Source organism: Pseudomonas sp., assembly GCF_030147005.1.
In the GTDB taxonomy this organism is placed as follows: domain Bacteria; phylum Pseudomonadota; class Gammaproteobacteria; order Pseudomonadales; family Pseudomonadaceae; genus Aquipseudomonas.
In genome coordinates this window covers 75,092-98,182 of sequence record NZ_JASLAW010000246.1, presented here as the reverse complement: position 1 = coordinate 98,182, position 23,091 = coordinate 75,092, and the positions used below count along the sequence as shown (strand labels likewise).

General features: G+C 61.1%; 18 protein-coding genes and 2 pseudogenes. 6 read left to right on the top strand and 14 right to left on the bottom strand.

Annotation, left to right across the window (positions count from 1 at the left end; translation table 11 throughout):
• The first annotated feature begins 109 nt into the window (after positions 1 to 109).
• The gene (locus Q1V60_RS23305) at positions 110 to 568 is read left to right on the top strand and encodes a GNAT family N-acetyltransferase (RefSeq protein WP_300635233.1); all 459 of its coding nucleotides are present in this window, start codon (positions 110 to 112) and stop codon (positions 566 to 568) included.
• Positions 569 to 816: 248 nt separating this feature from the next.
• Here the strand turns inward: Q1V60_RS23305 and Q1V60_RS23300 are convergent, their stop codons facing one another.
• Complete coding sequence (locus Q1V60_RS23300; protein ID WP_300635231.1) at positions 817 to 1,380, bottom strand: NADAR family protein; 564 nt, start codon at positions 1,378 to 1,380, stop codon at positions 817 to 819.
• A gap of 624 nt (positions 1,381 to 2,004) precedes the next feature.
• Between Q1V60_RS23300 and Q1V60_RS23295 the strand changes: the two genes are divergently transcribed.
• Together Q1V60_RS23295 and Q1V60_RS23290 are read left to right on the top strand one after the other, a co-directional pair.
• The gene (locus tag Q1V60_RS23295; RefSeq protein WP_300635229.1) at positions 2,005 to 3,627 is read left to right on the top strand and encodes a methyl-accepting chemotaxis protein; all 1,623 of its coding nucleotides are present in this window, start codon (positions 2,005 to 2,007) and stop codon (positions 3,625 to 3,627) included.
• Positions 3,628 to 3,891: 264 nt separating this feature from the next.
• On the top strand, positions 3,892 to 4,587 hold the full coding sequence (locus Q1V60_RS23290; protein ID WP_300635227.1) for a DUF1963 domain-containing protein: 696 nt from the start codon (positions 3,892 to 3,894) through the stop codon (positions 4,585 to 4,587).
• Positions 4,588 to 4,663: 76 nt separating this feature from the next.
• On the opposite strand, the gene Q1V60_RS23285 is transcribed toward Q1V60_RS23290, so the two are convergent.
• The 4 genes from Q1V60_RS23285 to Q1V60_RS23270 form a co-directional block, all read right to left on the bottom strand.
• Positions 4,664 to 4,897 (bottom strand): hypothetical protein, encoded by a 234-nt coding sequence (locus tag Q1V60_RS23285; protein WP_300635225.1) that lies wholly within the window; start codon positions 4,895 to 4,897, stop codon positions 4,664 to 4,666.
• Positions 4,898 to 5,342: 445 nt separating this feature from the next.
• Positions 5,343 to 6,056: a hypothetical protein gene (locus Q1V60_RS23280; RefSeq protein ID WP_300635223.1), complete on the bottom strand. Its 714-nt coding sequence runs from the start codon at positions 6,054 to 6,056 to the stop codon at positions 5,343 to 5,345.
• A gap of 106 nt (positions 6,057 to 6,162) precedes the next feature.
• A complete protein-coding gene (locus Q1V60_RS23275) occupies positions 6,163 to 6,894 on the bottom strand; it encodes a BPL-N domain-containing protein (protein WP_300635222.1) in 732 nt (243 codons plus the stop codon).
• A 108-nt stretch (positions 6,895 to 7,002) separates the two neighbouring features.
• Positions 7,003 to 8,457 carry an MFS transporter gene (locus Q1V60_RS23270; RefSeq protein ID WP_300635220.1) on the bottom strand — a complete coding sequence of 485 codons (1,455 nt, stop codon included), beginning with the start codon at positions 8,455 to 8,457 and terminating at the stop codon, positions 7,003 to 7,005.
• A gap of 130 nt (positions 8,458 to 8,587) precedes the next feature.
• Here Q1V60_RS23270 and Q1V60_RS23265 point away from each other — a divergent pair, with 130 nt between their 5' ends.
• On the top strand, positions 8,588 to 10,354 hold the full coding sequence (locus Q1V60_RS23265) for a S8/S53 family peptidase (RefSeq protein WP_300635218.1): 1,767 nt from the start codon (positions 8,588 to 8,590) through the stop codon (positions 10,352 to 10,354).
• 137 nt (positions 10,355 to 10,491) lie between these two features.
• Here Q1V60_RS23265 and Q1V60_RS23260 read toward each other — a convergent pair whose 3' ends face one another.
• The 6 genes from Q1V60_RS23260 to Q1V60_RS23235 form a co-directional block, all read right to left on the bottom strand.
• Positions 10,492 to 11,898 carry an amino acid permease gene (locus Q1V60_RS23260; protein WP_300635216.1) on the bottom strand — a complete coding sequence of 469 codons (1,407 nt, stop codon included), beginning with the start codon at positions 11,896 to 11,898 and terminating at the stop codon, positions 10,492 to 10,494.
• Between the two features lie 134 nt (positions 11,899 to 12,032).
• Positions 12,033 to 13,757 carry an OPT family oligopeptide transporter gene (locus Q1V60_RS23255; protein ID WP_300635214.1) on the bottom strand — a complete coding sequence of 575 codons (1,725 nt, stop codon included), beginning with the start codon at positions 13,755 to 13,757 and terminating at the stop codon, positions 12,033 to 12,035.
• 82 nt (positions 13,758 to 13,839) lie between these two features.
• Positions 13,840 to 14,466 (bottom strand): glutathione S-transferase, encoded by a 627-nt coding sequence (locus Q1V60_RS23250; protein WP_300635212.1) that lies wholly within the window; start codon positions 14,464 to 14,466, stop codon positions 13,840 to 13,842.
• 143 nt (positions 14,467 to 14,609) lie between these two features.
• A complete protein-coding gene (locus Q1V60_RS23245) occupies positions 14,610 to 16,667 on the bottom strand; it encodes a methyl-accepting chemotaxis protein (RefSeq protein WP_300635210.1) in 2,058 nt (685 codons plus the stop codon).
• A gap of 231 nt (positions 16,668 to 16,898) precedes the next feature.
• Positions 16,899 to 17,594, bottom strand: coding sequence for a tRNA (adenine(22)-N(1))-methyltransferase TrmK (locus Q1V60_RS23240; RefSeq protein ID WP_300635207.1), 696 nt, complete (start codon positions 17,592 to 17,594; stop codon positions 16,899 to 16,901).
• A gap of 13 nt (positions 17,595 to 17,607) precedes the next feature.
• The gene (locus tag Q1V60_RS23235) at positions 17,608 to 18,318 is read right to left on the bottom strand and encodes a FadR/GntR family transcriptional regulator (RefSeq protein ID WP_300635205.1); all 711 of its coding nucleotides are present in this window, start codon (positions 18,316 to 18,318) and stop codon (positions 17,608 to 17,610) included.
• 345 nt (positions 18,319 to 18,663) lie between these two features.
• Between Q1V60_RS23235 and Q1V60_RS23230 the strand changes: the two genes are divergently transcribed.
• Entirely contained in the window at positions 18,664 to 20,025 is a 1,362-nt protein-coding gene (locus Q1V60_RS23230; RefSeq protein ID WP_300635204.1) for an MFS transporter, read from the top strand.
• A gap of 18 nt (positions 20,026 to 20,043) precedes the next feature.
• Positions 20,044 to 21,369, top strand: coding sequence for a glucarate dehydratase (gene gudD, locus Q1V60_RS23225; RefSeq protein WP_300635202.1), 1,326 nt, complete (start codon positions 20,044 to 20,046; stop codon positions 21,367 to 21,369).
• A gap of 79 nt (positions 21,370 to 21,448) precedes the next feature.
• On the opposite strand, the pseudogene Q1V60_RS23220 reads toward gudD, so the two are convergent.
• From Q1V60_RS23220 to Q1V60_RS23210, 3 genes and pseudogenes are all read right to left on the bottom strand, one after another.
• Positions 21,449 to 21,815, bottom strand: a pseudogene (locus tag Q1V60_RS23220) (addiction module antidote protein).
• Between the two features lies 1 nt (position 21,816).
• A pseudogene (locus Q1V60_RS23215) lies at positions 21,817 to 22,001 on the bottom strand (type II toxin-antitoxin system RelE/ParE family toxin); the annotation flags it as partial.
• A 198-nt stretch (positions 22,002 to 22,199) separates the two neighbouring features.
• Positions 22,200 to 23,081, bottom strand: a complete 882-nt coding sequence (locus Q1V60_RS23210; RefSeq protein ID WP_300635200.1) for an MBL fold metallo-hydrolase — start codon at positions 23,079 to 23,081, stop codon at positions 22,200 to 22,202.
• Between the last annotated feature and the right edge of the window lie 10 nt (positions 23,082 to 23,091).

Here is a 23,091-nt window from a genome sequence, read left to right as displayed (position 1 = left end):
AAAAATAAATCTGTTACCGTTTCAGTCACCTTTTCACCGTTGCGCTTGACCCTATTCCCTCCTTGCGGCCACATACGCGTACTGACCCAAAAACAAGGAAGACTCTCACATGCCCCGCCTGGTTTGGCTGCGTGACCATATGCAACACAGCGACACCCTGGCGCAGTGGCTGCATCAGCAGTTCGCATACGAGTTTGTTGAGCAGCCATTGGCCGATTGGCAACGCGAATTCGCGGAAGGCCAGGGCAACGGTGATTGGCAATGTCTGATCGCCCTAGAGGATGACCAGCTACTTGGCGGCGCTGCACTTGCCGCCAACGACTTGCCCGAGCGCCCGGAGCTGGGGCCCTGGCTAGCCTGCGTCTTTATCGCCCCGCAGGCAAGGAAGCGAGGGTTGGCGGAACAATTGATAGAAGGCATCTGCGACGCCGCAAAGGCCAACGGCACCACGCGATTGTACTTGCACACCTATGATCGCAGCGACTACTACGCCAAGCGTGGATGGCAGGTGCAGGAGTTTTTTCGGGCGTGGGGTAAGGAGCAGCGATTGATGCTGCGGGATCTTTGAACTCGCTCAGGTTTGCAGCATAAGATGGAGAGCAAACGCCTGGGAGCGCGGATGTTCGCAATAGGGACGAAAGGCTAGAAGCTGCTAATTCAGGAATGTCCGCCGCCAGAAGCAGACGCTCGAAGGTATTGACGAAAATTCGGGTGACTCAGCTTTTGTTGATTGACGCGCGGTCTTAATAAGGCCGCATGCAAGAAGCCCTGGCGTTCGCCAAGGCTTCTGCGTTTTTCGCGAGTAAGGTCAGGTCACTACCATGGGGCTGGGATACTAGTCCCGTCCCGCACCTGCATCAGCGCAAATCCCAACAGATTCAAACCTTTCCACAGATTTGGATTGTTCGCATCCGCGTTGTCCTGTGCGAGCCCTATACCCCAGATGTTATCAACCGGGCTGGCTTCGACAATAACGCGCGAACCGGTTTGTAGAAGATAATCGTTTAACTGCGGATTCTGAGAGAACTTGGCCTGGTTCGCTCGAACAACAATGTCGTATCGGTGTTGCAGCCAAACCTTATCATCAAATCCGCGCACGTTGCGGCCAAGTGCTTTGGCGGCATTAGGAGTTGGAGCGTGGAGCACCTGCGCACGACTTTCCTGATCATCGAACAAGGCCGCTTTCTCGGCCATCATGAAGTGTTCGGCCGTCGGGTAATGTTGCCCCTCGACAATGAACCCGGCCTCGAACCATTGGCTGAAGCACGAAGCCGTGACGACAGTTTTGCTGCGCTGGTGCCCCCAGAAAAACGTAAACCTCAGATGCTCTCCGGAGTTGAAACGGGCGCACAGTCCTTTCAGATGTTCAGAGTCGTTCAAAAATATATCCTCGCTGACTGAGGATCGAAGTTACAGCTACTGTGCTGGCCAAGGCAATCACGAAGTTTGGTAGTTCTTCGGTTGAAAAAATTCAGTCTCGGGTTTTCGAATGTGAACTAAACAGCGATACGTTAGGCCTATTCTGACCGATTCCTGCCCTCCGTGAGGGTCGCTTTGGGTCGGAAGCCGCCTGACTCGACCGGCGGCTTCTGGCCGATTCTGTTGAAAAAGTCGGCTTCGAATTCCACGGCAGAAAGTACGCGCCTGAGATTGAAATCTGAGTTTTGCGCAGAAGGTTGATGAGCTGATTTCGCGTAGCAGCGTGCAAAAGAGGTGTTTTCATCCATCAATATTCGAGCGCTTTGGACAGACCGACTTTTTCAACAGAATCGGCCGAAACCCGCCCTTCATCTCAACTTCGCCCCATAAGAGATCTCCAAAGGAAAAACAACAAAAATCTTCAGAACCGCTGGTCGACCTCCGCTCAAGAACCGCTCTGGCACGCCGATGACAGGGGTAATAGCTGGCGCGGCTGCGGCCGCCAACCGGGACTGCAGACAGGGAAGTTTGGACGTCTTTCACGCCCAACCAGGCGTACCTCGAACCTGTCATGAGTATTATTCGATGCTTCAAAAATCCCTGAGAGCCCAAATCCTTACGCTGCTGAGCGGCAGCCTGTTGGCGATGTTGCTGATTGCCTTGGCCTGCTTCCATTTCCTGTCCAACGGCGTGCATAACTACGCCAACTTGATCGAAGGTCCGCTGCGTACTTCGCAGTTGATCGATGAGGCCAACTTGCAATTCAAGGTGCAGGTTCAGGAGTGGAAAAACGTATTGCTACGAGGCAAGCAGCCGGCCGACCTGGATAAATACTGGAAGCAATTCGAAGACCGTCAGCGCGACGTACAGGGCATTCTCGGCGAACTGGCCAGCCAGAAAGGCCTGGACAGCCAACTCAAGAGCCGCATCGAACGCCTGCGTGACGAACACCGTCAGTTGGGCAGCGGTTACCAGAAAGGTCGCGATGCTTATATTGCCGCCGGGGCGGACCCCGCCGCAGGTGACGCCGCCGTCAAAGGTGTGGACCGCGCCACCAGCGATCAGATGAGCGAACTGGTCAGCGAACTGCGCAAGCAGGGCACCGAGCAATCGATGCTGATCAACGCTGCAGCCGAGCGCACGGTGATGTTGGGGACTGTCGTGATGCTCGCCTCCGGGCTGTTGATCGGCCTGTTGAGCCTTTGGCTGATCAACCGCAACCTGGTTGACCCCATCCGCAAGCTGATCGACTACGTGGAGCAACTGAGCCGAGGCAAATTTGCCGAACGCGTGGCCAGCTCCCGCAAAGACGAATTAGGCAAACTGGCCATGGCCGCCAACACCCTGCGCGACTTTCTCGCCGAAACCTTCAACCGCCTGCAGCGCAGCGCCAATGACCTGGACAGCGCCAGTGGCGAGTTGAGCGCCATCGCCGGCCTCATAGCCAGCGGCACCAACGAGCAGTTCAACCGTACCGATCAAGTGGCCACGGCAATGAACGAAATGTCCGCCACCGCCCAGGAAGTGGCGCGTCACGCGGCCGATGCCGCACGGGCGGCCGATGATGCCGACCAGTCCGCGCAGCAGGGCGAAAAAGTCATGAGCAACACCATTCACACCATCACCCAAATGCGTGGCGAGATCGTCAACACCGCCAGCGTCATTCGTCGTCTGGAAACCGACAGCGGCCGCATCAGCAAGGTGCTGGAGGTCATTCGCGGCATCGCCGAGCAGACGAATTTGTTGGCACTGAATGCGGCGATCGAAGCGGCCCGTGCAGGTGACGCAGGACGCGGTTTTGCCGTAGTGGCCGACGAAGTGCGCAGCCTGGCTCAGCGTACGGCGACATCGATCATCGAGATCAACCAGATCATCCAGACAGTGCAAACCGGCGCGGAGGAAGCGGCCAAGGCGATTGAAAGCGGCCAGACGCGCAGTGAAGAAAGTGTCGCGCAAGTGAATCAGGCCGGCGCCATGCTGGAGCGCATCACCCATGCCGTGGAAGCCATTCGCGACATGAACCGGCAGATTGCCACTGCCGCCGAAGAGCAAACCTCTGTGGCCGAAGATATCTCGCGCAACCTCACCGAAATCACCGCGATTGCCAGCACCAACCTGGACAATGTGCAGCGCACCGAAGCGGCAAGCCACAACCTTCACGGGTTGTCTGGACAGTTGAATGAAGTAACGGCACGCCTGAGCGCCTAGTCGGTCAATAGGAGGCGCGATTTATTGTGGCGAGGGCGCTTGCTCCCGCTGGGACGCGAAGCGGCCCCTGTTCTTGCTCAAAGAGAACGCGGCTGCTACACAGTCCAGCGCGAGCAAGCTCCTCGCCACAGGTTTACCAATGGATAGCTAATTACAACAATTCATGCACTGTCAGGTCAGAGGCCAAGCAGATGGACGCTGGCAAAACACAGCACCCAGCTCACCCGCAGCGCTAACACCTGACAGCAAAGGACGCCTTTCTCCATGGACCTCCACCAAATCAAACAATGCCTCGCCCGCCCTGCCCTTAAATTCACAGCCGGGGGCTTCCGCCCTCTCGGTACCGACGAAGAAAGCTGGCTAGGCAACGTCTTCCTGTTCCGCCCCGATGAAGGCGTGCCCGTCAATCAGGCCGGGCAGCCGTTGCTTCCCTATGCCCAGTTCTACCTGCCCGCCCTGCCCTTCACCAGCCCGTTGCTGGCAGGGGTGCGCGTGTTGACGGTGTTTATTTCCAACCCGTTTCCCGAGTATTTGGAGCCCATGGGCGATAACTGGGTGATCCGCGAATACGGGCCGCAGGATGTATTGGTGCGCAAAGTGCTGCCGGTGGAGGGGTCGTTTCTCAAGGCTTTCGCGCTGAAAGCGCAGGCGGTGCCGGAGGATTTTCCGCTGTGGGATGGCGGTGGTGTGCCGGCTGACGTTGAACAGGCAATTCTCGAACTGCAACGCGCGGGCGAGATACAGAGCTACTACGACCTGGTCACCCACACTTACGAGCACAAAATCGGCGGCTATCCGTCGTTTTGCCAGTCAGGGGTGGACCCGGGTGAAGGTTTCGAGTTTGTCTTCCAGATTTCGTCGGACGCGAAGATCAATCTGAATGTGGTCGACAACGGGAGCCTGATGTTCTGGAAGCACGTCGAGACTGGGGAATGGGCGCTTTATTACGATTTTTACTGAGGCTTGGAACGAGCTTATTAGTAGCGGGCCCGGCCCTGATGACGAAAACCCAAACCGCATCAGGGCCGACTGCCCTTCAGCCCTTTAACTCGCTGGCACGATGGCTCGCCGCATCATCGTAAGCCACGTACAACGACTCGGCGATCTGGCTTTTGATGGCCTTGGTGGACTCCAGTCCCAACACGAAACCCTCGGCTTTGCCGCCGGCACGGTTGAGCTCTTCATGGGTGGAAGCGCCGGTGATGGCGTCGAGGAGTTTGGCGGCGTGGGGGCCGATGCCTTTGGGCAGGGAAATTTGATCGATGGACATTGGCGGTACCTTTAAGAAAATGAACGGTAGCGCATAGCACCACTGCCGGGATGGGCATGGTAGACCAGCTGGCAAAGAAAGGGGCTGCTTTGCGCCAAAAGTATGTAAATACCTGCCCACTTTCGCTCAGCCTCACACGAGCCATTGCGCCGTTAGCAGTCAGCCGTTAGCAGTCAGCAGTCAGCAGTCAGCAGTCAGCAGTCAGCAGTCAGACGTTAGCCGTCAGCCGTCAGCCGTTAGACGTTTGCCGTCAGCCGTCAGCCGTCAGCCGTCAGCCGTTAGCCGTCAGCCGTCAGCCGTTAGACGTTAGCCGTCAGCCGTTAGCCGTTAGCCGTCAGACGTTAGCCGTTAGCCGTTAGCCGTTAGCCGTTAGCCGTCAGACGTTAGCCGTTAGCCGTTAGCCGTTAGCCGTCAGCCGTTAGCCGTTAGCCGTTTAGTTCGAACATCACGCCTGTCCTGCCCGCCGTGCAAACATCGCCTGCTCCGTCTCCTCCGTGGCCCGCTCGCCTTTGTAGGCCAGCTGGGTAACTAAAAACCGGTCCTTGATGTCCTTCAGATCCGACGGGTCATAGGTTCTGAGCAACGGCGCCAGGTCGATGGACTTGGCGAAGTTCTCGTTGGTCACGCTGTAGTAGCCCATGACGCTGCCGGACCAGGGCGAGCTCGCGTCGGTCATGTCGATGGTGGCGTTGCGGTAGGCCACGGCGGCCGTTTTCAGCTCAGCGGAGCCATTGAGCAGTACGGTGAGCCGTTTGATAGTCGCGTCGCTTAGCTGACCGGCCTTGTCGAGTACTTTCAGGCGGCCATCGGCTTCGACGGTAAAACCATAATCGGTTTTGGCCAGGTCGGGCGCGGTGCTGTCAAGGGTGGATTCGAATGCGGCGAAGGCGCTTTTGAGCACCGCCTGTGCACCGTTGAAGCGCTCGACGAAGCGAGGATACTGCGGCGATTCGGAGCGGCCGACCCAGGTGTCGATCACCTGCGGTGGTTCGCTCGCGGCTTGTGCGGCTTCGCTGGGATGATAGACCGCCGCCGGCCCGGCATTTGCCAAGGGTTGCGTGGCGGCCTGCGGCAGTGCCTGGGGCGTGAGTTTCTGCTCGGAAGGCGCGAGTCGGGTATTGGCGGGAGCTAGATAGGCAGCGCTGACGGAGAGTGCCATTTCAATCGGTCCATGATTGGTGGGTTCATGGAGGTTATCGACGTGAAACGTGCGACCTTTAGGCCAACTCGGGCCCGCAAGCGGCGCTGGCCTTAGGCCTTAGGCCTTACTCCTGCACGCTGCGCATCAGCGCGCCGAATAAGTCTGCACGCGGCATCTTGTCCAGTGGGATGTCAGCGTCCTCGAACCACGCCTGCCCGGCTTCCGGATGGGGACCGCTGAGTACCACCACGCCCTTTTTATAGGTGTAACGCGCGGCCGCCACGTCGCCGTTCTGGTAAGTCGCCAGGGTTGTATACGCGGAAGTCGAAGTGGCTTTGGGAAAGTACGGGCCATCCTGATAGAACACGCTGTCCGGCTTGCCGTCCCAAATGACGCGCACTGCGGCGTCGTCGATGCCGCTCACTTCGAACCCTGGCCGGCCCGCTTCGCTGTCGAGTTCCTGGGAAATCAAGCCGAGGTTGTTGTCATCGGCCAGGTAAGCGCCCATGCACAACCCCAGGTAGCGCCCGCCTTGGGCGACGTAGTCGCGGATGGCATCGGCGCGTGCGTCGCCCAGGCTGTCCAGCGCGGCGGGGATGTCCTGGCCGCCTCCCGGTTGTACGTAGAGGTCATAGCGTGCGAGGGTTTGCGGGGTGATGTCGACCGGTTCATCGGCACCGACAAGATCAATCTGGTAACGCGGGTCCAGGCGCTGCAGCGCCGCTTTGACGTTTTGCGAACAATCAGCACAACCTGCCGGGCCTCGATAGATCGCCACATGGGTAATCGGCGTGGCGGCGTGCGCCTGGGCGGCAGTGAAAACGAGAAAGGCGGCAGCGATGACGCGAAGGTTCATGGGGATGCGCTCTGTGCAGATGGGGTTCACGTAGCCAAGCCTAAATCGAATAACCCGCGCAAACAGTTAACAGTTGTAAGCAACTGCCGATGAACCGCCTGCATCCCCTCACTCAACCGCCTGCGACAACGGCCGCGCCACCCGCTCCAGGGCCTTGCGTTCGGCCGCCACGCCCCAGATCGCCTGCACCACCGCGGCGATGAGCATCAGCGCCGCGCCGATCAGGTAGCCGATCAACAGACTGCCGCGTTGTTGCGTCTGGATCAACTCGCCAAACAGGGTCGGCCCGATGATCCCGCCCAACCCAGTGCCGAACGCGTAAAACACCGCAATCGCCAGCGCGCGTATCTCCAATGGGAAAGTCTCCGCCACGGTCAGGTAGGCCGAGCTCGCCGCAGCCGACGCAAAGAAGAAAATCACCATCCACGCCACGGCTTGCTGGGTTACGTCGAACCAGCCTTGCTGGAACGCGTAGCCACTGAGCGCCAGCAACACGCCGGAGGTCGCATAGGTAAAGCTGATCATCACGCGTCGGCCGATCACGTCGAACAGGCGCCCGAGCAGCAGCGGCCCGCAGAAGTTGCCGAGGGCGAGCGGCAAGATGTACCAGCCGACCTGTTCGGCGGGTACCTGGTAGAAGTCGGTGAGGACCAGCGCGTAGGTGAAGAAAATCGCGTTGTAAAAGAACGCCTGAGCGGTGAGCAAGGTCATGCCGACCAAGGCACGACGGCGGAAGCTGACGAACAGGGTGTGGAAGATTTCCGCCAGTGGCGTGTGGTCGCGCGCGTGCAGGCGCAGGGGTGGGCTGGTGACGGGCGCAAGCGCATGGCCTTGTTCGCGCAGGCGCGCTTCGATGCCTTCGACAATACGCCGCGCTTCGGCGTGCTGGCCGTGAATCAGCAACCAGCGCGGGCTTTCCGGGAGCCATAAGCGCATCACCAGAATGATCAGGCCCAGGGCGGCACCGATGCCGAAGCACAGGCGCCAGCCGAGGTCGCCGCCGACGACGTTCGGGTCGAGCAGCACGATGGCGCCACCGGCACCGAGGGCGGCGCCCAGCCAGAAGGTGCCGTTGATAGTCAGGTCGACCCAGCCGCGATAGCGCGCCGGGGTGAACTCCTGGATGGTCGAGTTGATCGCGGTGTATTCACCGCCGATGCCCATGCCGGTGAGGAAACGGAACAGCAGAAAGGTTTCCAGGTTAAAGGAAAACGCCGTGGCCGCCGTGGCGCCAACGTAGAGCCACAGGGTGATGAAGAACAGTTTGCGTCGCCCCAGGCGGTCGGTGAGCCAGCCGAACAGCAGCGCACCGAGTACGGCGCCGGCGATGTACACGCCACCGGCCAGGCCAATGTCGAAGTTGCTGAGGTTCAGGCCGGCGCTGCTTTTCAGCGCACCGGACACCGAGCCGGCCAGAGTCACCTCCAGGCCGTCGAGCAACCAGGTGATACCCAGGGCGAACACCAGCAAGGTGTGGAAGCGGCCCCAGGGCAAGCGGTCCAGGCGCGCGGGCAGGTCGGTTTCGAACAGCGCGCCTGGGGTGTTTGAGTGTGGTTGGGTCATTGTCACATCCGTCACGTGCAGTGCCTCATCAGTTAGGAGTGGGCCTTTTGAAAGGGAGTTCAACCTTGTCGCGCTGAACGAAAGGGCGGTTGGCGCAGTCGCACTATCAGGCCACGGCAAGGAACCCCTGATGCCCCTGAATAATGCTGCCCTCGCGATGCTGTTCACCCTGGCTGCCGGCACGGCGGTCGCCTCCCAGGAGCCCCTGCGTCTGGAGCAGCTCAAACGCTGCGGCGACCTGCTGGAGAGCGCACAGCAGGATTGGTGCCTGAGCGTGCGCGGCATGGGCGATGCCACCGCGCAATTGAAACTGGATGGCAAGGCATTGCCGCAAGACGCTGTGCAGCGCGACGGCAACCACCTGCGCCTGCGCCTGGACAGCCGCCGCTACCAGAGCGGCCCGTTGTGGCTCGAAGACGGCCCGCGCACCAGCAACGCGGCCTGGCTGACCCTGCGCAACAGCCAAGTGGTGGCCGCAGGGCCCAGCGAAGTGGCGAAGAACATGGACGGGCTGACCACCTACGTCGATCTGGTCAGCGTGCTGATCGAAGAAGACCGCGATGGCCGCCAGGAAGCCGAGCGCCTGGCGCGAAAATACGGGGCGACGGTGGTGGGCAGTATCGCGCCGCTGAACGTTTTTCAACTGCGCCTGCCGGCCACCGACCTGATGCAGCGCGACGCTTTGGTGCTGCGCCTGGGCAGTGAAACCGCCGTGGACGCCGTGGTGATCGAAGAATCCGCCGCCGAAGAAGCCGAGCAAACCGCCCCTCGCCACGAAGCGCCGAAGAAGCCGTCGCCCGACTCCGATGAGTGGGCCGCCAACCGCTTTCTCGACGCAGTGGCCTATTACCAGCGGCGCATCCCGGGCCAACACACGCCGATTGTGCCGCAACCGGTGCGCATCGGTTTGATCGAGCGCGGCGTGGATTTCGACACGGCGGATTTCGCCGACTACCTGGGCGCCTGCGCACCTGGGCGCACCTGCGTCTACGCGCGCGACACCGGTGCGGCGGGCGGCCATGGCACCACCGTTGCCGGCATCCTCGCGGCACGCTGGAACAACGGCGGCAACACGGGCTTTTTGCGAGGGCTGGGCAACGCCAGCGGCGGCTTCGACGTGATTGTCGACCGCAACTCCGATGCCGGAATTACCGCAAACATCGCCGCATCAGTCAACCTCGTGGAAGACGGGGTACGCGTGCTCAACTGGAGCTGGGGCATTCATCGCGTCGGCACCAAGGACGTCAACGGCAATGACGTCGACTCGCTGGTGCGCTCGGGAATAGCCATGAACGGCTACGAAGAATTGCTTGAAGAGTTCTTTCTGTGGCTGCGCAAGGAGCACCCCGACGTGATCGTGGTGAACTCGGCCGGTAACGGCTCGGCCTTCTCTGGCAGCGACGAGTACCGCCTGCCTTCCTCGTTCATCACCGAGCAATTGTTGGTGGTGGGCGGGCACCAGCGTAACGAGCGCGACGGCGTCGCTGTGGATGACCCGGCCTACGCCCTCACGCGCAGTTCCTCGAACGTGGACATGCGCGTCGACATCACCGCCGCCGCCTGTGCCCACGCATCCACGCCCAACGCCGACGAGGAAGGCGCCGTGCATTGCGGCACCTCCTACGCCACGCCAATGGTCGCGGGCCTGCTGGCGGCGATGCTGTCGATCAACCCGAAACTGCAGCCCGAACAGCTGCGCATGCTGTTGCGCCGCAGTGCCATGGCCATCGGCGATAACCACGATTTTGAAAGCAGCGACGCCCAGGACCTTACCGCACCGATCCTGCCGTCGGAGCGCAATTACCAGCTCAACAATAAAGATGTCGGCCGCTCGGCTCGGTTGGATATGCAAAAGGCATTGGACCTGGCGGTGCAGAGTCGAACACGGGTGCGGTAAAGCACCGGGGTCGGCTGTAACACCCGAATATTTCATCGCCTGGCCCACCGCCCTCGCGGCCTCGCTGGGGCTCGAGCGCGCCCACAGGGGATGGGCTGTGTTGGATGGATCTCACCCTCGCCCGCGCCGCCATGGGATCAGGAGTGCTTCAGCGCAATCGGCTTGGCCACCGGGCCATGCTGACGCGCCGTGATCAGGCCGATGAAGGAGATGACCAAGGCCAGGCCAATCGTCGAGGACACTTCCACGCGGTGTTCCGGCGTCACCATCATCACTGCCAACGCTGCGCAGATGAACACAATCACCAGGTAAGTCAGCCAGGGAAACAGCCACATGCGGAAGGTCAATTCGACGTTCTGACTGAGCAGCAACCGGCGCATGCGCAATTGCGAGATGGCGATGACCAAGTACACCAGCAACGCGATGGCACCGGAGCTGGCGAGCAGAAACTGGAACAGGCCGGCGGGCATGAAGTAGCTCAGCAGCGTCACGCCCGCGCCGATGATGGTGCTGGCAATCACCGCCGCCCTGGGCACGCCCGCCGCCGAGGTGCGTTTAAGGGCGCTGGGCGCATCGCCGCGCTTACCCAGGGAGAACAGCATGCGCGAAGAAATGTAGATCGAGGAGTTCATGCAACTGGCGACAGCGATCAACACCACCAGGTCGACCATGAATTTGGCGTTCGGGATGTTCATCAGCTCCAGTGCGCGCTGATAAGAGCCCACCGACGCCAGCAGCGGGTCGTTCCAGGGCACCACAGAGACGACGATCGAAATCGACAACAGGTAAAACACGCCGATGCGCCAGATCACCGAGCGTGTCGCCTTGGCGATGTTCTGCGCCGGGTTGCTCGATTCGGCGGCGGCGATAGTCACCGCCTCGGTACCGATGAAACTGAACATGATCGTGATGAACGCGCCCACCACCGCCGACAGGCCATTAGGCGCAAAACCGCCGTGCTCCTCCATCAACCGGCTCAAGCCGCTGGCTTCACGATCAGGAATCCAGCCCATCAGCACGCTGAAACCCAGGCCGATAAACCCGACGATGGCGATGACCTTGGCCATGGCGAACCAGAACTCGAACTCGCCGTACTTGGCCACGCTGAACAGGTTGGTGATCACCAGCAAAATGATCGACAACAAGGCGAACAGCCACGCATCGACCTGAGGAAACCACTGATTGAGCACATGGCCGGCAGCCAGCGCCTCGATCGGAATCACCAACACCCAGAACCACCAATACAACCAGCCGATGGTGAAGCCTGCCCAGCGCCCAATGGCCTGGTCGGCATAGGTCGAAAAGGAACCGGTATCGGGGCGTGCCACCGCCATTTCGCCGAGCATGCGCATCACGAGTACGACAAGCAGGCCGGAGCACAGATAAGCCAGCAACACCGCCGGCCCCGCCGCCGCGATGGCATGGCCGGAACCGACAAACAACCCCGCGCCGATGATGCCTGCGATGGACAACATGGTGACATGGCGCGGCTTGAAACCCTGCGCCAGTTGACCGGTGGAATCGTTGGAATTGAGGCTATTCATTGTTTTTGTTGTTCTCAGGCGACCAGTACCCCTCACCTTAAGTGCGCCGCGCAACGCCCAAGTAGCCTGAGCGCGTCATCATCGTGTCTGATCTCGACATTCTGGCCCACGCGCCGCGTGGTGTTCGCAGCCCATTAATTGATCATCTGCCACAGCGAGGCCCCAACCCCGGTAATGCTCTCCCCGGCGATCAAGCCTGCCGCCGCGGTAATCGCAAAACGTTCGGTAAGGCTTGGCCAACGACAGCTCGCCCACCACGTGATCACCGCGCCCAGCGCCATCATCAGCGACACCGAGGCGGGCAATACAAAGGCCAATCCCAATGCGGCGGCGCTGGGCAAGTAGCGGGCCCGGTGCGCGGGCAAGGTGCTGTCGAGCCCACCCAGCACTATTCCGACCAGGCCCGCGATGCCGATGGCCCAGCGAATGCTCGGCGACAAGGAGTCCAGCCCATGGGTCAGGGTTTGCGCCACGGCTTTCCAGGTGGCCACGGCCGGGGCCGGCCATTGTTCGGTGAGCAACATGGTCTGTGGGTCGGGGATCAGCGCCAGGTAGGCGAATACGCCGACAATGCTGCCGACAAAAATCCCCAGGATTTGCGCGATCACCTGCTTGTGAGGCGTGGCGCCGATCGCCTTGCCGACCTTGAAGTCATTCATCAAGTCCGTGCACTGCCCGGCCGAGCCGCCGGCCGTGTTGGCGCTCATCAGGTTGATGGGCACCTGCCCCGGCGCGACGATGCCAAAACTCAGTTGGGACAACTGCCCAATCGCGCCAATCGGCGGAATGCCGGTGGCGCCCACCACGCGGGCCGCCACGGCGGCCAGGCAGATTGCCAGCGGGATGGTGAGCAGCGCCATCCACAGGTTGATACCGAACAGCAACGCTTGCAGGCTCACCACCAGCAGGATAGCCAAGGCAAAACCGGCCGCCGGGCCCGGCCGAGGAATCGTCCAGGGCGTGCCGCCGCCTGCCCGGGTGGTTCGGTGCAACGCCCATAAGCGAATCCCCAGAGACGCCAGGGTAGAACACACCATCAGGCTCACCCCCGGCCACAGCAGCCACTCCACCATCGCGGCGAATTGCGGGCCGCTGCTGCCCGGCGCTATGTTCACAAGCCCTTGCGCCAACAGCCATGGCCCCAGCCCACCCCAGGCCAGCAGGGCGCCGAGCAGCAAGGTCAGGCCCACGCGGATGCCAATGATGCCGCCAAAACCGAGCAGCAACAGCGACGGGTCACTGGTAAATGTCAGGCGTTCAAGCTGGGCCGTAGGCGACCAGCGTGGGAATGCCCACAGGAAGGTATCCGCCCACTTGACCAGCCCCGACAGCAACGCGGCGCCGAGCAGCACTTTCAAGCGTGTCGCGGCTTCGCGGCCGTGGTTGTAGATATGCAGCAAGGTCTCCAGGGTGGCCATGCCCTCGGGAAATTTCAGCGCCTTGTCGTTGAGCAATGAGGGCCGCAGGTACCATGCGATCCAGATACCCAGGAAGCTTACGGAAAACACCCAGGCGATCATCGGGACCGCCTCCAGCTGGTTGCCCGTCAGCAAGGTGTAGGCCGGGATGGGCGCAACCAACCCGCCGGAAATGATCGACGCGGCGGCCGAGGCGACGGTCTGGTTGATATTGCTTTCGTGCAGCGTCCACGGCAACGACGCGGCAGAGCGTTTGGCCAGGCCCTGCCAGATGGCATAGCCAATCAGCAGGGCGATGATCGACATGTTGAACGACCAGCCTATCTTAAGGCCGGCGTAGACATTGGACGGGGTCAGCAGCACACCGAGCAAGGCGCCGGTGGTTACGGCTCGCACGCTGAGTTCGCGTTCTACGGGGTTGGTTGTCGGGCTGGGATGCATGCAGATTCCTTTCGGCCAGAAGGCAGCGCCACCTCATAAGTGAGCGCTGCCGAGCTGGAAGGTTCCGCCCTTCCAAGTGCCTCTACTTGGCGAAGGCGTACTCGCCGCCCTGCTCCACCGCCTTGCGATAGGCCGGGCGTTGCTGGAGTTTGTCCAACCATGCCGCCAGGTTCGGATACGCCGGCAACTTGCCCTGAGCCATGGCAACCTCGGCGATAAAGCTCATCTGGATATCCGCGCCGGTCAGTTCGTCACCCACCAGGTAAGGCGTTTGTGCGAGCACGTCATTCAGGTAGCCGAGGTAGTTGGCCAGCTCCGACTCAATGCGTGGATGCAACGGTGCGCCCGCGTCACCCAGGCGCCCGACGTAGAGGTTGAGCATCAGCGGCAACATCGCCGAGCCCTCGGCGAAATGCAGCCATTGCACGTATTGGTCGTAGGTGGCGCTGGCCGGATCAGGTTGCAGTTGACCGTTGCCGTGGCGGCGGATCAGGTAGTCGATGATGGCGGCCGATTCGATCACTACGCGGGAACCGTCCTCGATCACCGGCGATTTACCCAGGGGGTGAATCGCTTTGAGCTCGGCGGGCGCGAGGTTGGTTTTCGGGTCGCGTTGGTAGCGCTTGATTTCATAGGGCAGGCTGAGTTCTTCGAGCAGCCAGAGGATGCGTTGGGAACGCGAGTTGTTGAGATGGTGGACAGTGATCATGGGCGCTCCGCTGAATAGACATGGGTTTGCATAACGAAAGACTACACCGTCGCCGAAGCGTTCGGGTTGTCTTACTCAAGTGGCGGCCGTATTCACCCAAAACCCGCCCCCCCCCCTGCGCGCGCGCGTAGGTGGCCTCCGCCTCAGCTCAAGCGGAACCGCGCCGTATTGTCACTCAACGCCTGGCTGCCTTTACTCAAGGTATCGGCGGCCTGGTTTACCGCCCGTGCGCCTTCCAGCAAGCGCCCCGCAGCCTGATCCACTTGCTGGATATTGCCGCTGACCTCATCTGCGGTCGCGGCTTGCTCCTCCACGGCCGCCGCAATGTGCGTCAGGGTGTCGGTGACGTTTTGCACCGCGCCGGCGATCTCGCCCAAGCGTGCGCCCAGGCCGGTGACGGACTCGGCGTCGCTCAGCGCCTGATCGCAAGCGGCGCCCATCAATGTGACGGCCTGGCTGACCGTGGCGCGCAGGCTGTCCACGGTGTCGGCGATCTGCGCCGTCGAGGCTTGAGTGCGTTGCGACAGGCTGCGCACTTCATCGGCCACCACGGCAAACCCCCGGCCCTGTTCGCCTGCGCGGGCGGCTTCGATGGCGGCGTTGAGCGCCAGCAGGTTGGTCTGTTCGGCGATGCCGCGAATGGTATCGACCACCGACTGGATCTGCTGGCCCTGCTGGCTGACTTGCTCCAGGGCGTTGGCGGTGTCGGTCAGGCGCTGGTTGAGTTGCTGAATGCTGGCCGTGGTGCGCTGGCTGTCGCGGCTGCTGTCTTCGGCGATGCGCCGGGTGTGCTGCGCGCTGCCCGAGGCCTGTTCGCAGCTTTTGGCGACGCCCATCGACGTGGCGGCCAATTGAGTGGCGGCGGCGGCAATCTGGCTGATCTGGTGTTGCTGGTCTTCGACTTCGGTGAGGGTACTGCCCGATTGCGCGTTGAGCGTGCGCACCGCCGAGCCCAGCTGTTGGGTTTCATGATTGACCCCCAGCAGGCTGGCGCGCAATTGCACGACAGCAACGTTGAGCGCCCTGCTGATCGCTGCCAGTTCATCACGCCCTTCAACGGCCACCTCCACGCACAGGTTGCCGTCGCGCAGGGATTCGGCGAGCGTGTTGATGCCCTCGGTGCTGCGGCGGATCGAGGCTTGCAGGCAAATGAACAGGTACAGCGCCGCCAGGGCGAGCAGGCTGAACGTCGCCGCCACGGGAATAAACTGTTTGAGCGAACGGTCGCGGTAGTCGCTCAGGCGATTATTCAATGAGTTCAGCGACTGGCTGCGCAACGCACCCAACGCGCCGAGCATGCTGTCGATACTGCGGTCGAAAGCTGCGGTGTCGAGCTTGATGGTGCCGCCAAACACACCGTCGTCCAAGGCCTTGAGTTCGTTATCGAGCAGTTGCAGGCTGCTGTCGTATTGCGCGGTCCACGGCTCGATTCCTGGGTATTGCTTGGCTTTGAGCGACGCGGCAGCCTTGACCAGCTGGTCTCGCGCATCGCCGATGCGGCCGCGCAGGTCGCGCATCTGCAAGCGGCTTTGCAAGGTGAACTGCCCAGACGCAATGGATGACTGCCCCACGCTGGCGGTACGGCCGATGCGCTCGATCAGGTCCGGCGTGTGTTGGGTGGAAATCTGCATCAGCAGGAAGGTTTCCAGCCACGGGTCGAGGATCAGGCCATTGTCGAGGGTGATTTGCTCGCGCAGTGTTTGCAGCGCAGTCAGCGCGGCGGTGAACCGGTCGTAGCCGTCCGGCCACCACCCCACCGTGCGCAGGGACTGGGTATCCATGCCCTTGACGCTCGCCTGCAACGCCTCGAAACGCGCACGGGTGTCGGCGCTGGCGTTGTGGGCTGTGAGGGCATCGCCCAGGGCTTGCAGGCTCTGCACAATCGCCGGGTTGCCGGCATCCACCTTGTCCATGGCAGTGCGTGCCGCAGGCGTTGGGGCATGCAGAATATCCAGGGCTTTCCAGCGAGCGGCCAGGTTGCGTTGCGCGGTCAATTGGCTATCCAGCGCTTCCAGGGCAAGCAGTTGCTGAACACCGGACTGCTCGCTGGAAATCACGGTCAGCTTGTCGCGATAGTCAGCGCCGATCAACCAGAGGCTCCCGGCCAGGGGCAGCATGAACAGGAAAAACAGAATCTGGAACTTGCGCGCAAAGCCGAAACGGCCGAGCAGACGGATACCGGGTGATAGAAGACTGTGCATGGCCGAGCGCTCTCTAAAACAACCTGAAAATGACTAGAAGCAAAATGCCATGTCATTGATTAGTCTGGCTCTAGCAAGATACGGGCCGTAAGGGCAAGGGCCACAAACTGGCGGGCTGGCGGGGCGGGCGTACGCTGGGGTGCGCGAAAATGGGGCAAAAGGCCCCAGTGTGCAGAGTGAAACGGTAACCGGTGGTTTCATTCGCGTGCGCACGGGCCGGGTGCGGTGCAGTCAATCGAGCAACTGTGCAATCCAGCGAGCGTGCCGGGCAACCTCCTGCACCTTCTCCTGCGCAACGGCCTGCCGCGCCTGCTCAAAACTGCTCAGGGTTTTGTGCTTCTGGCGCAGCATGCGCTGCCACTTGGCCAGGAACTGCGGGCTGCGTGATTGCATTTGCAGCGGGCCGAAATACAGCTCTTCATCGGTGTAGGCCACAGGCTCCGTGCGTTCGGCAACGATGATCTCGTAGTAAAAACGGTTTTCCCGCAGCAGCTCTTCGTGAAGGATGCGGTAACCGTTGTTCATCAGCCACAGGCGCAACGGTTGCTCGCCGCCGTTGGGTTGCAGGACCAGGCGTTCGCGGCCGCTCAAGTGGCCCTTGCCGCTGTCGAGAATGTCGCGAATCGTCTCGCCGCCCATGCCGCAAAGGCTGACTGCGGTGATCCCGTCCCCAGGTTCAATCGCCGCCAGACCATTGGCCAGGCGCACGCTAATGTGCGCCTGCAGGCTATTGTCGCGCACGGTGCGCTGGGCCGCCTGAAACGGCGTGGTGGCCACCTCCCCCGCCACCGCCGCGGTGATCACGCCACGGCGCATCAGCGCCACCGGCAGGTAGCCGTGGTCCGAGCCGATATCGGCCAGGCGCGCGCCGTTCTGTACGTTCGCTGCCACGCGCTCAAGGCGCATGGACAAGGTGTGTTCGTTCAACGGTGGTTCCTTGTCATTCCCCGGAAAACCGGTCCCGGCTGTTGGTCAGGTGCAGCACCATGGCGGCACGTGCCGCGTCCGGGTCCTGGCGCTTGATTGCATTAAAGATCGCCTCATGCTCCAGGTTCGCCAACTGCCCCAGCCTGGCAAAGTCGGCACCGCCGCGTTCGGCGCCCAGCACCTGAGTGCGTGGGATCATCGCATTGCCCAGGTGCAGCATGATTTCCGTGAAGAAGGTATTGCCGGTGGCTTCGGCGATCAGTTGATGAAAGCGTTTGTCCTCTTCCACGCAGCTGTCGTTGTTGGCGAGCGAAGCCTGGTAATCGTCCAGCGCCTCGCGCATGCGTGCGAGCTGTTCGTCATGCCTGCGCAACGCAGCCAGCGCCACGGCCTGCACCTCCAGGCCCAGGCGCAGCTCGAGCATGTTACGCACGCTGGCGACCGTGTCCACATGCAAGCGCAAACCTTGTTGGGCCTGTTGCTCCAGCACAAAGGTGCCGATGCCGTGGCGCGTTTCCACCAGCCCGGAGGCCTGCAGCTTGGAAATCGCCTCGCGCACCACCGTGCGGCTCACGCCGTGCTCCAACACGATGGTGGATTCCGAAGGCAGCTTTTCACCGGGTTTGAGTTGCCCGAGCAGGATGCGCTGGGTCAGCGCCTCGACCACGCCTTGGGCCAGATTATTCGAACGTTTGCGCACAAGAGTTCCGCTTTCAATGGGCATGGCTACGGGTCCATGGGTTGGGCTGAGGGCAGCTTAACACCCTGTCGGGAGTACACATTGCTTGCGCGTTAAAAACCCCACTTGTATGACAACCAATCTGTATGACTCGTCTCACGTTAAGCTCTGTTATTCGCGCCCGGATGAAAACAGGCCTGAAACGGCTGAAAAAAATCAGCCTAAACCTCAATAAAAGCGGCGCAAATAACCAAAAAAGCTAATTTCACGCCGTCTTATAAGAACAAAATACTCACCGCCGCATTGCGAATGCCGAAAACCCACTTGTATGATGTCTATCAACAGGACACACAAACCCGCACAAAAATAAATCAGGGGGAGTTTTGAATTGTGAACAATTCAAGCCATGCATCTGCCGCTCCAAAAGATGATTCGGTACTCACACGCGCCGTGAGCAAAGTGAAGGGCCATGTGCTCCCACTGTTCGTGATCATGTTCATCCTCAACTACATCGACCGCGTCAATATCGGCTTCGTGCGCACGCACATGGAGCATGATTTGGGTATCGGCGCAGCGGCCTACGGCCTGGGTGCCGGGCTGTTCTTCATCGGTTATGCGCTCTTCGAAGTGCCTTCCAACATGCTGCTGCAGAAGGTCGGCGCACGCATCTGGCTGACGCGCATCATGTTCACCTGGGGCATCGTCGCCACGTTGATGGCCTTCATCCAGAACGAAACCCAGTTCTATATCCTGCGCTTTCTGCTGGGTGTGGCCGAGGCCGGGTTTTTCCCTGGGGTGATCTATTACTTCACCCGCTGGTTGCCCGGCGTCGAGCGTGGCAAAGCCATTGCGATTTTCCTCAGCGGCTCGGCGGTCGCGTCGCTTATCTCCGGCCCGTTGTCGGGGGTACTGTTGCAGATCGAAGGGTTCGGGTTCCACGGCTGGCAATGGATGTTCGCCCTCGAAGGCCTCGCCTCCGTGGCCCTGGCGTTTTTTGTCTGGTTCTGGCTGGACTCCAAACCCCACGACGCCAAATGGCTGACCCGCGAAGAGCAGGACGCGCTGGTGGGCGCCATCGACCAGGAGCAGCGCGAGCGTGAAGCGCTGACCACGGCCAAACCCACCCTCGGCAAGCTGCTCAAGGACCGGCAAATCGTGCTGTTCTGCGCCTTGTACTTCTGCATCCAGTTGACCATTTACGCCGCTACCTTCTGGCTGCCGAGCATCATCAAGAAAATGGGTGACCTGACTGACGTGCAGGTCGGCTTCTTCAACTCGATCCCGTGGCTGATCTCGATCATCGCCATGTACGCCTTCGCCTCGCTGTCGGGCAAGTTCAAGTTCCAGCAAGCCTGGGTTGCCGCCGCGCTGTTGATTGCCGCTGCCGGGATGTTCATGTCCACTACCGGCGGGCCGGTCTTCGCCTTTGTCGCGATCTGCTTTGCGGCGATCGGCTTCAAGTCCGCCTCCTCGCTGTTCTGGCCGATTCCCCAAGGCTATCTGGATGCGCGCATCGCCGCCGCCGTGATCGCGCTGATCAATTCCATCGGTAACCTCGGCGGTTTTGTAGCACCGACCACGTTTGGCTTCCTGGAGCAAACCACCGGATCGATCCAGGGCGGCCTCTACGCCCTGGCGGGCACCTCGGTGCTGGCGGCGATCCTGGTGTTCTTTGCCAGGACTTCGCCCGCTGCCGCACTGACTTCGCCTGGCGCCGCGCCCGCGAGCGGCGCCATCAGCAAACCTCTTTAAGCTCATCAGGACCTTGCCATGAACACTCCCGTCGTTACCCATTTCCAAGTCATCCCCGTCGCCGGCCACGACAGCATGCTGTTAAATCTGAGCGGCGCCCACGGGCCGTTTTTTACCCGCAATATCGTGATTCTCAAGGACAGCTGCGGCAACACCGGCGTGGGTGAAGTGCCCGGCGGCGAACGCATTCGCGAAACCCTGGAAGAGGCGCGCAGCCTGGTGATCGGCCAACCGATCGGCCACTACCAGCGCATCCTGAACCAGATGCGCACTGCCTTCGCCGCTCGCGATGCCGGCGGCCGTGGCCTGCAAACCTTTGACCTGCGCATCACCATTCATGCCGTCACCGCCATGGAAGCCGCCTTGCTCGACCTGCTGGGTCAATTTCTGGAAGTGCCGGTGGCCGCCTTGCTCGGCGAAGGCCAACAGCGTGACGCGGTAAAAATGCTCGGCTACCTGTTCTATGTGGGTGATCGCACGGCCACCGACCTGGCCTATCGCAACGAGGCCGACGCCGATGACGACTGGTTGCGCCTGCGCCATGAAAAAGCCCTGACCGCGGACGCCGTGGTGCGCCTGGCCGAAGCCGCCAAAGCTCGATATGGCTTCAACGACTTCAAGCTCAAAGGCGGCGTACTGAGGGGTGATGAGGAAATCGAAGCCGTGACGGCCCTGGCCGAGCGCTTCCCGGATGCGCGCATCACCCTTGACCCGAACGGCGCCTGGTCACTCAAGGAAGCTATCCGCCTGTGCCGCGACCAACATCACGTACTGGCCTACGCCGAAGACCCGTGCGGCGCCGAAAACGGCTACTCGGGCCGCGAAGTCATGGCTGAGTTCCGCCGCGCCACCGGCCTTAAAACCGCCACCAACATGATCGCCACCGACTGGCGCGAAATGGGCCACGCCATCCAGTTGCAATCGGTGGACATCCCACTGGCCGACCCGCACTTCTGGACGATGCAAGGCTCCGTGCGCGTGGCGCAGATGTGCAATGACTGGGGCCTGACCTGGGGCTCGCACTCCAACAACCACTTCGATATTTCCCTGGCGATGTTCACTCAGGTAGCGGCAGCCGCGCCGGGTGAAATCACCGCCATCGACACCCACTGGATCTGGCAGGACGGCCAGCGCCTGACCAAAGCGCCGCTGACGATTGAAGGCGGCTACGTGAAGGTACCGGCCAAACCTGGCCTTGGCGTGGATATCGACATGGATGCCGTGGCCAAGGCCCACGAGCTGTACAAAGGCATGGGACTGGGCGCGCGGGATGACAGCGTGGCGATGCAGTTCCTCATGCCGGGTTGGCGCTTCAACAACAAGCAACCTTGCCTGGTGCGGTAAGGCTTCAGGGCCAAGCGGGTCGATATGGGGGCTGTCGAGCCCTCCATGTGACCCGCACCGTTTTGAGTATGACGCTCGTTTATTTACCCACGGTCGCGCCAGGCGCTTTCTGGCTGGGAATTGGCTGCACGGTCAGCTCAACCCCCAACGCCAACATCAACTCTGGACCGTTTCGTAGCGCGTCTTAGAGCCGCCTTTCACCGTTTTATAAAGGCTCTCGCGATTAATCCCCGCAGCCTCCGCCACCTTGTTTACACCCTGAGCCTTGGCGACCTCGGCAAGGGCCTTCATCAGATGTGCGGCCCCCTGAACTTGATGCTGTGCGCAAGACAGGCGCTGATAGCCGCCGGGTCGTCGAGGAAGCGTGAAGCTTCGTAGGCGCTGGTACCGGATGTATCCAGGTCGAGGATCGGCATGCCCTCGGGTTTGAATGTCGATTCGCTCATTTCATCTACCTCTGAGGGCATCAAGGATTTCTTTGCCCGCTTGATTCCTCGTTTCTGATCGGTTTTATCGCTTCCCCAACGCAACAGGTAAGCCGCAATGCCGGTGCGTACAAAATAGATTCCGTAGCCGGGCCCGACGAAGACACGCATTTCGCTCAGCCCATCGCCGACGGGTTCGCAATCGCCAATGCCAGTGATTTTGCTCCGGGACACCGGAACAAAAAAACCAGCCCAGCCTCCGTATCAACAGGCGATCAATACTACTAGCGCTTGTTTCCGTCGCGTTTAAAGCGCCCGATCAAACCACGGCTTCAGGTCATGAGCATCTGCGCACCTACCTAACGCCGGTGCGCGAGGAAGGAGCGCTGTGCTGCGCCAGGGAAGTCAGTACGCCAACACTGCGCCGTCCTCGGGAATATCCACCCGCCCCTCGATACCGTGCTGTTTGACGTAGCTGCGCAACGCCTCGCGGGTCAGGGACATGTGGTTGATGGCGTCCATATGCACGGCGACGATTTTAGCGTTTTTCGCGGTTTGTGCGGCGCGCAGTACATCTTCCTCGCCCATGATGATCGAGCCCTTGTACCCCGCCATCATGGCTTTCCCGGCATTCAGCACGATCACTTGCGGGTGAAACTGCTCGATGGCCTGGTCGACCTCTTTACGCCACACGGTGTCGCCTGCCAGGTATAAAGTCTTGTAGCCCGGCGCTTGAAAAACCACGCCCATGGCTTCGCCCAGCGGCTTGGCCAGTGCCGGCACGGCATACATCTCGTCGGTGCCGTGCTGGCCGCCGGTCTTGGTGATTTTGACGCCACCGAACTGCGCCTCGTCGGTCAGCACACGCACATTCTTGAAACCCTGGGAACGAATCAGCTGCGCGTCTTCTTCATGCTGGGCGAACAATGGGATGTCCTTAGGCAGGGCTTGCTGTGCCGCGTCGTCCCAGTGGTCAAGGTGCGTGTGCGTAACGATTACAGCGTCGACACCGGAAATGACCTCGGCCGGTGACTCGGTCAAATCCACCAGCGGGTTGCGCAGTTCGCTCCGGTAGGTATTTTCAAAGCCTGGGTAAGTGCCCTTTTTGGCCAGCATCGGGTCGATCAGAAACGTGGTACCGCCATAGGTGATTTTCACCGTAGCGTTGCGCACCTGTTGAAGGTCAACCCTGTGGGCTGCTTCAGGTGCGTTCGAGCCTGCAAAGGCGGGGACGGCGGCGGCGCTGCAAGCGATGCCGAGGGCCAGGGGGAGCGTTGTAAATTTCATGAGTTTTATC

Coding starts and splice junctions, on each gene's coding strand:
- Q1V60_RS23305 (WP_300635233.1), top strand. CDS start 110: ATGCCCCGCCTGGTTTGGCTGCGTGACCATATGCAACACAGCGACACC.
- Q1V60_RS23295 (WP_300635229.1), top strand. CDS start 2,005: ATGCTTCAAAAATCCCTGAGAGCCCAAATCCTTACGCTGCTGAGCGGC.
- Q1V60_RS23290 (WP_300635227.1), top strand. CDS start 3,892: ATGGACCTCCACCAAATCAAACAATGCCTCGCCCGCCCTGCCCTTAAA.
- Q1V60_RS23285 (WP_300635225.1), bottom strand. CDS start 4,897: ATGTCCATCGATCAAATTTCCCTGCCCAAAGGCATCGGCCCCCACGCC.
- Q1V60_RS23280 (WP_300635223.1), bottom strand. CDS start 6,056: ATGGCACTCTCCGTCAGCGCTGCCTATCTAGCTCCCGCCAATACCCGA.
- Q1V60_RS23275 (WP_300635222.1), bottom strand. CDS start 6,894: ATGAACCTTCGCGTCATCGCTGCCGCCTTTCTCGTTTTCACTGCCGCC.
- Q1V60_RS23270 (WP_300635220.1), bottom strand. CDS start 8,457: ATGACCCAACCACACTCAAACACCCCAGGCGCGCTGTTCGAAACCGAC.
- Q1V60_RS23265 (WP_300635218.1), top strand. CDS start 8,588: ATGCCCCTGAATAATGCTGCCCTCGCGATGCTGTTCACCCTGGCTGCC.
- Q1V60_RS23260 (WP_300635216.1), bottom strand. CDS start 11,898: ATGAATAGCCTCAATTCCAACGATTCCACCGGTCAACTGGCGCAGGGT.
- Q1V60_RS23255 (WP_300635214.1), bottom strand. CDS start 13,757: ATGCATCCCAGCCCGACAACCAACCCCGTAGAACGCGAACTCAGCGTG.
- Q1V60_RS23250 (WP_300635212.1), bottom strand. CDS start 14,466: ATGATCACTGTCCACCATCTCAACAACTCGCGTTCCCAACGCATCCTC.
- Q1V60_RS23245 (WP_300635210.1), bottom strand. CDS start 16,667: ATGCACAGTCTTCTATCACCCGGTATCCGTCTGCTCGGCCGTTTCGGC.
- Q1V60_RS23235 (WP_300635205.1), bottom strand. CDS start 18,318: ATGCCCATTGAAAGCGGAACTCTTGTGCGCAAACGTTCGAATAATCTG.
- gudD (WP_300635202.1), top strand. CDS start 20,044: ATGAACACTCCCGTCGTTACCCATTTCCAAGTCATCCCCGTCGCCGGC.
- Q1V60_RS23210 (WP_300635200.1), bottom strand. CDS start 23,081: ATGAAATTTACAACGCTCCCCCTGGCCCTCGGCATCGCTTGCAGCGCC.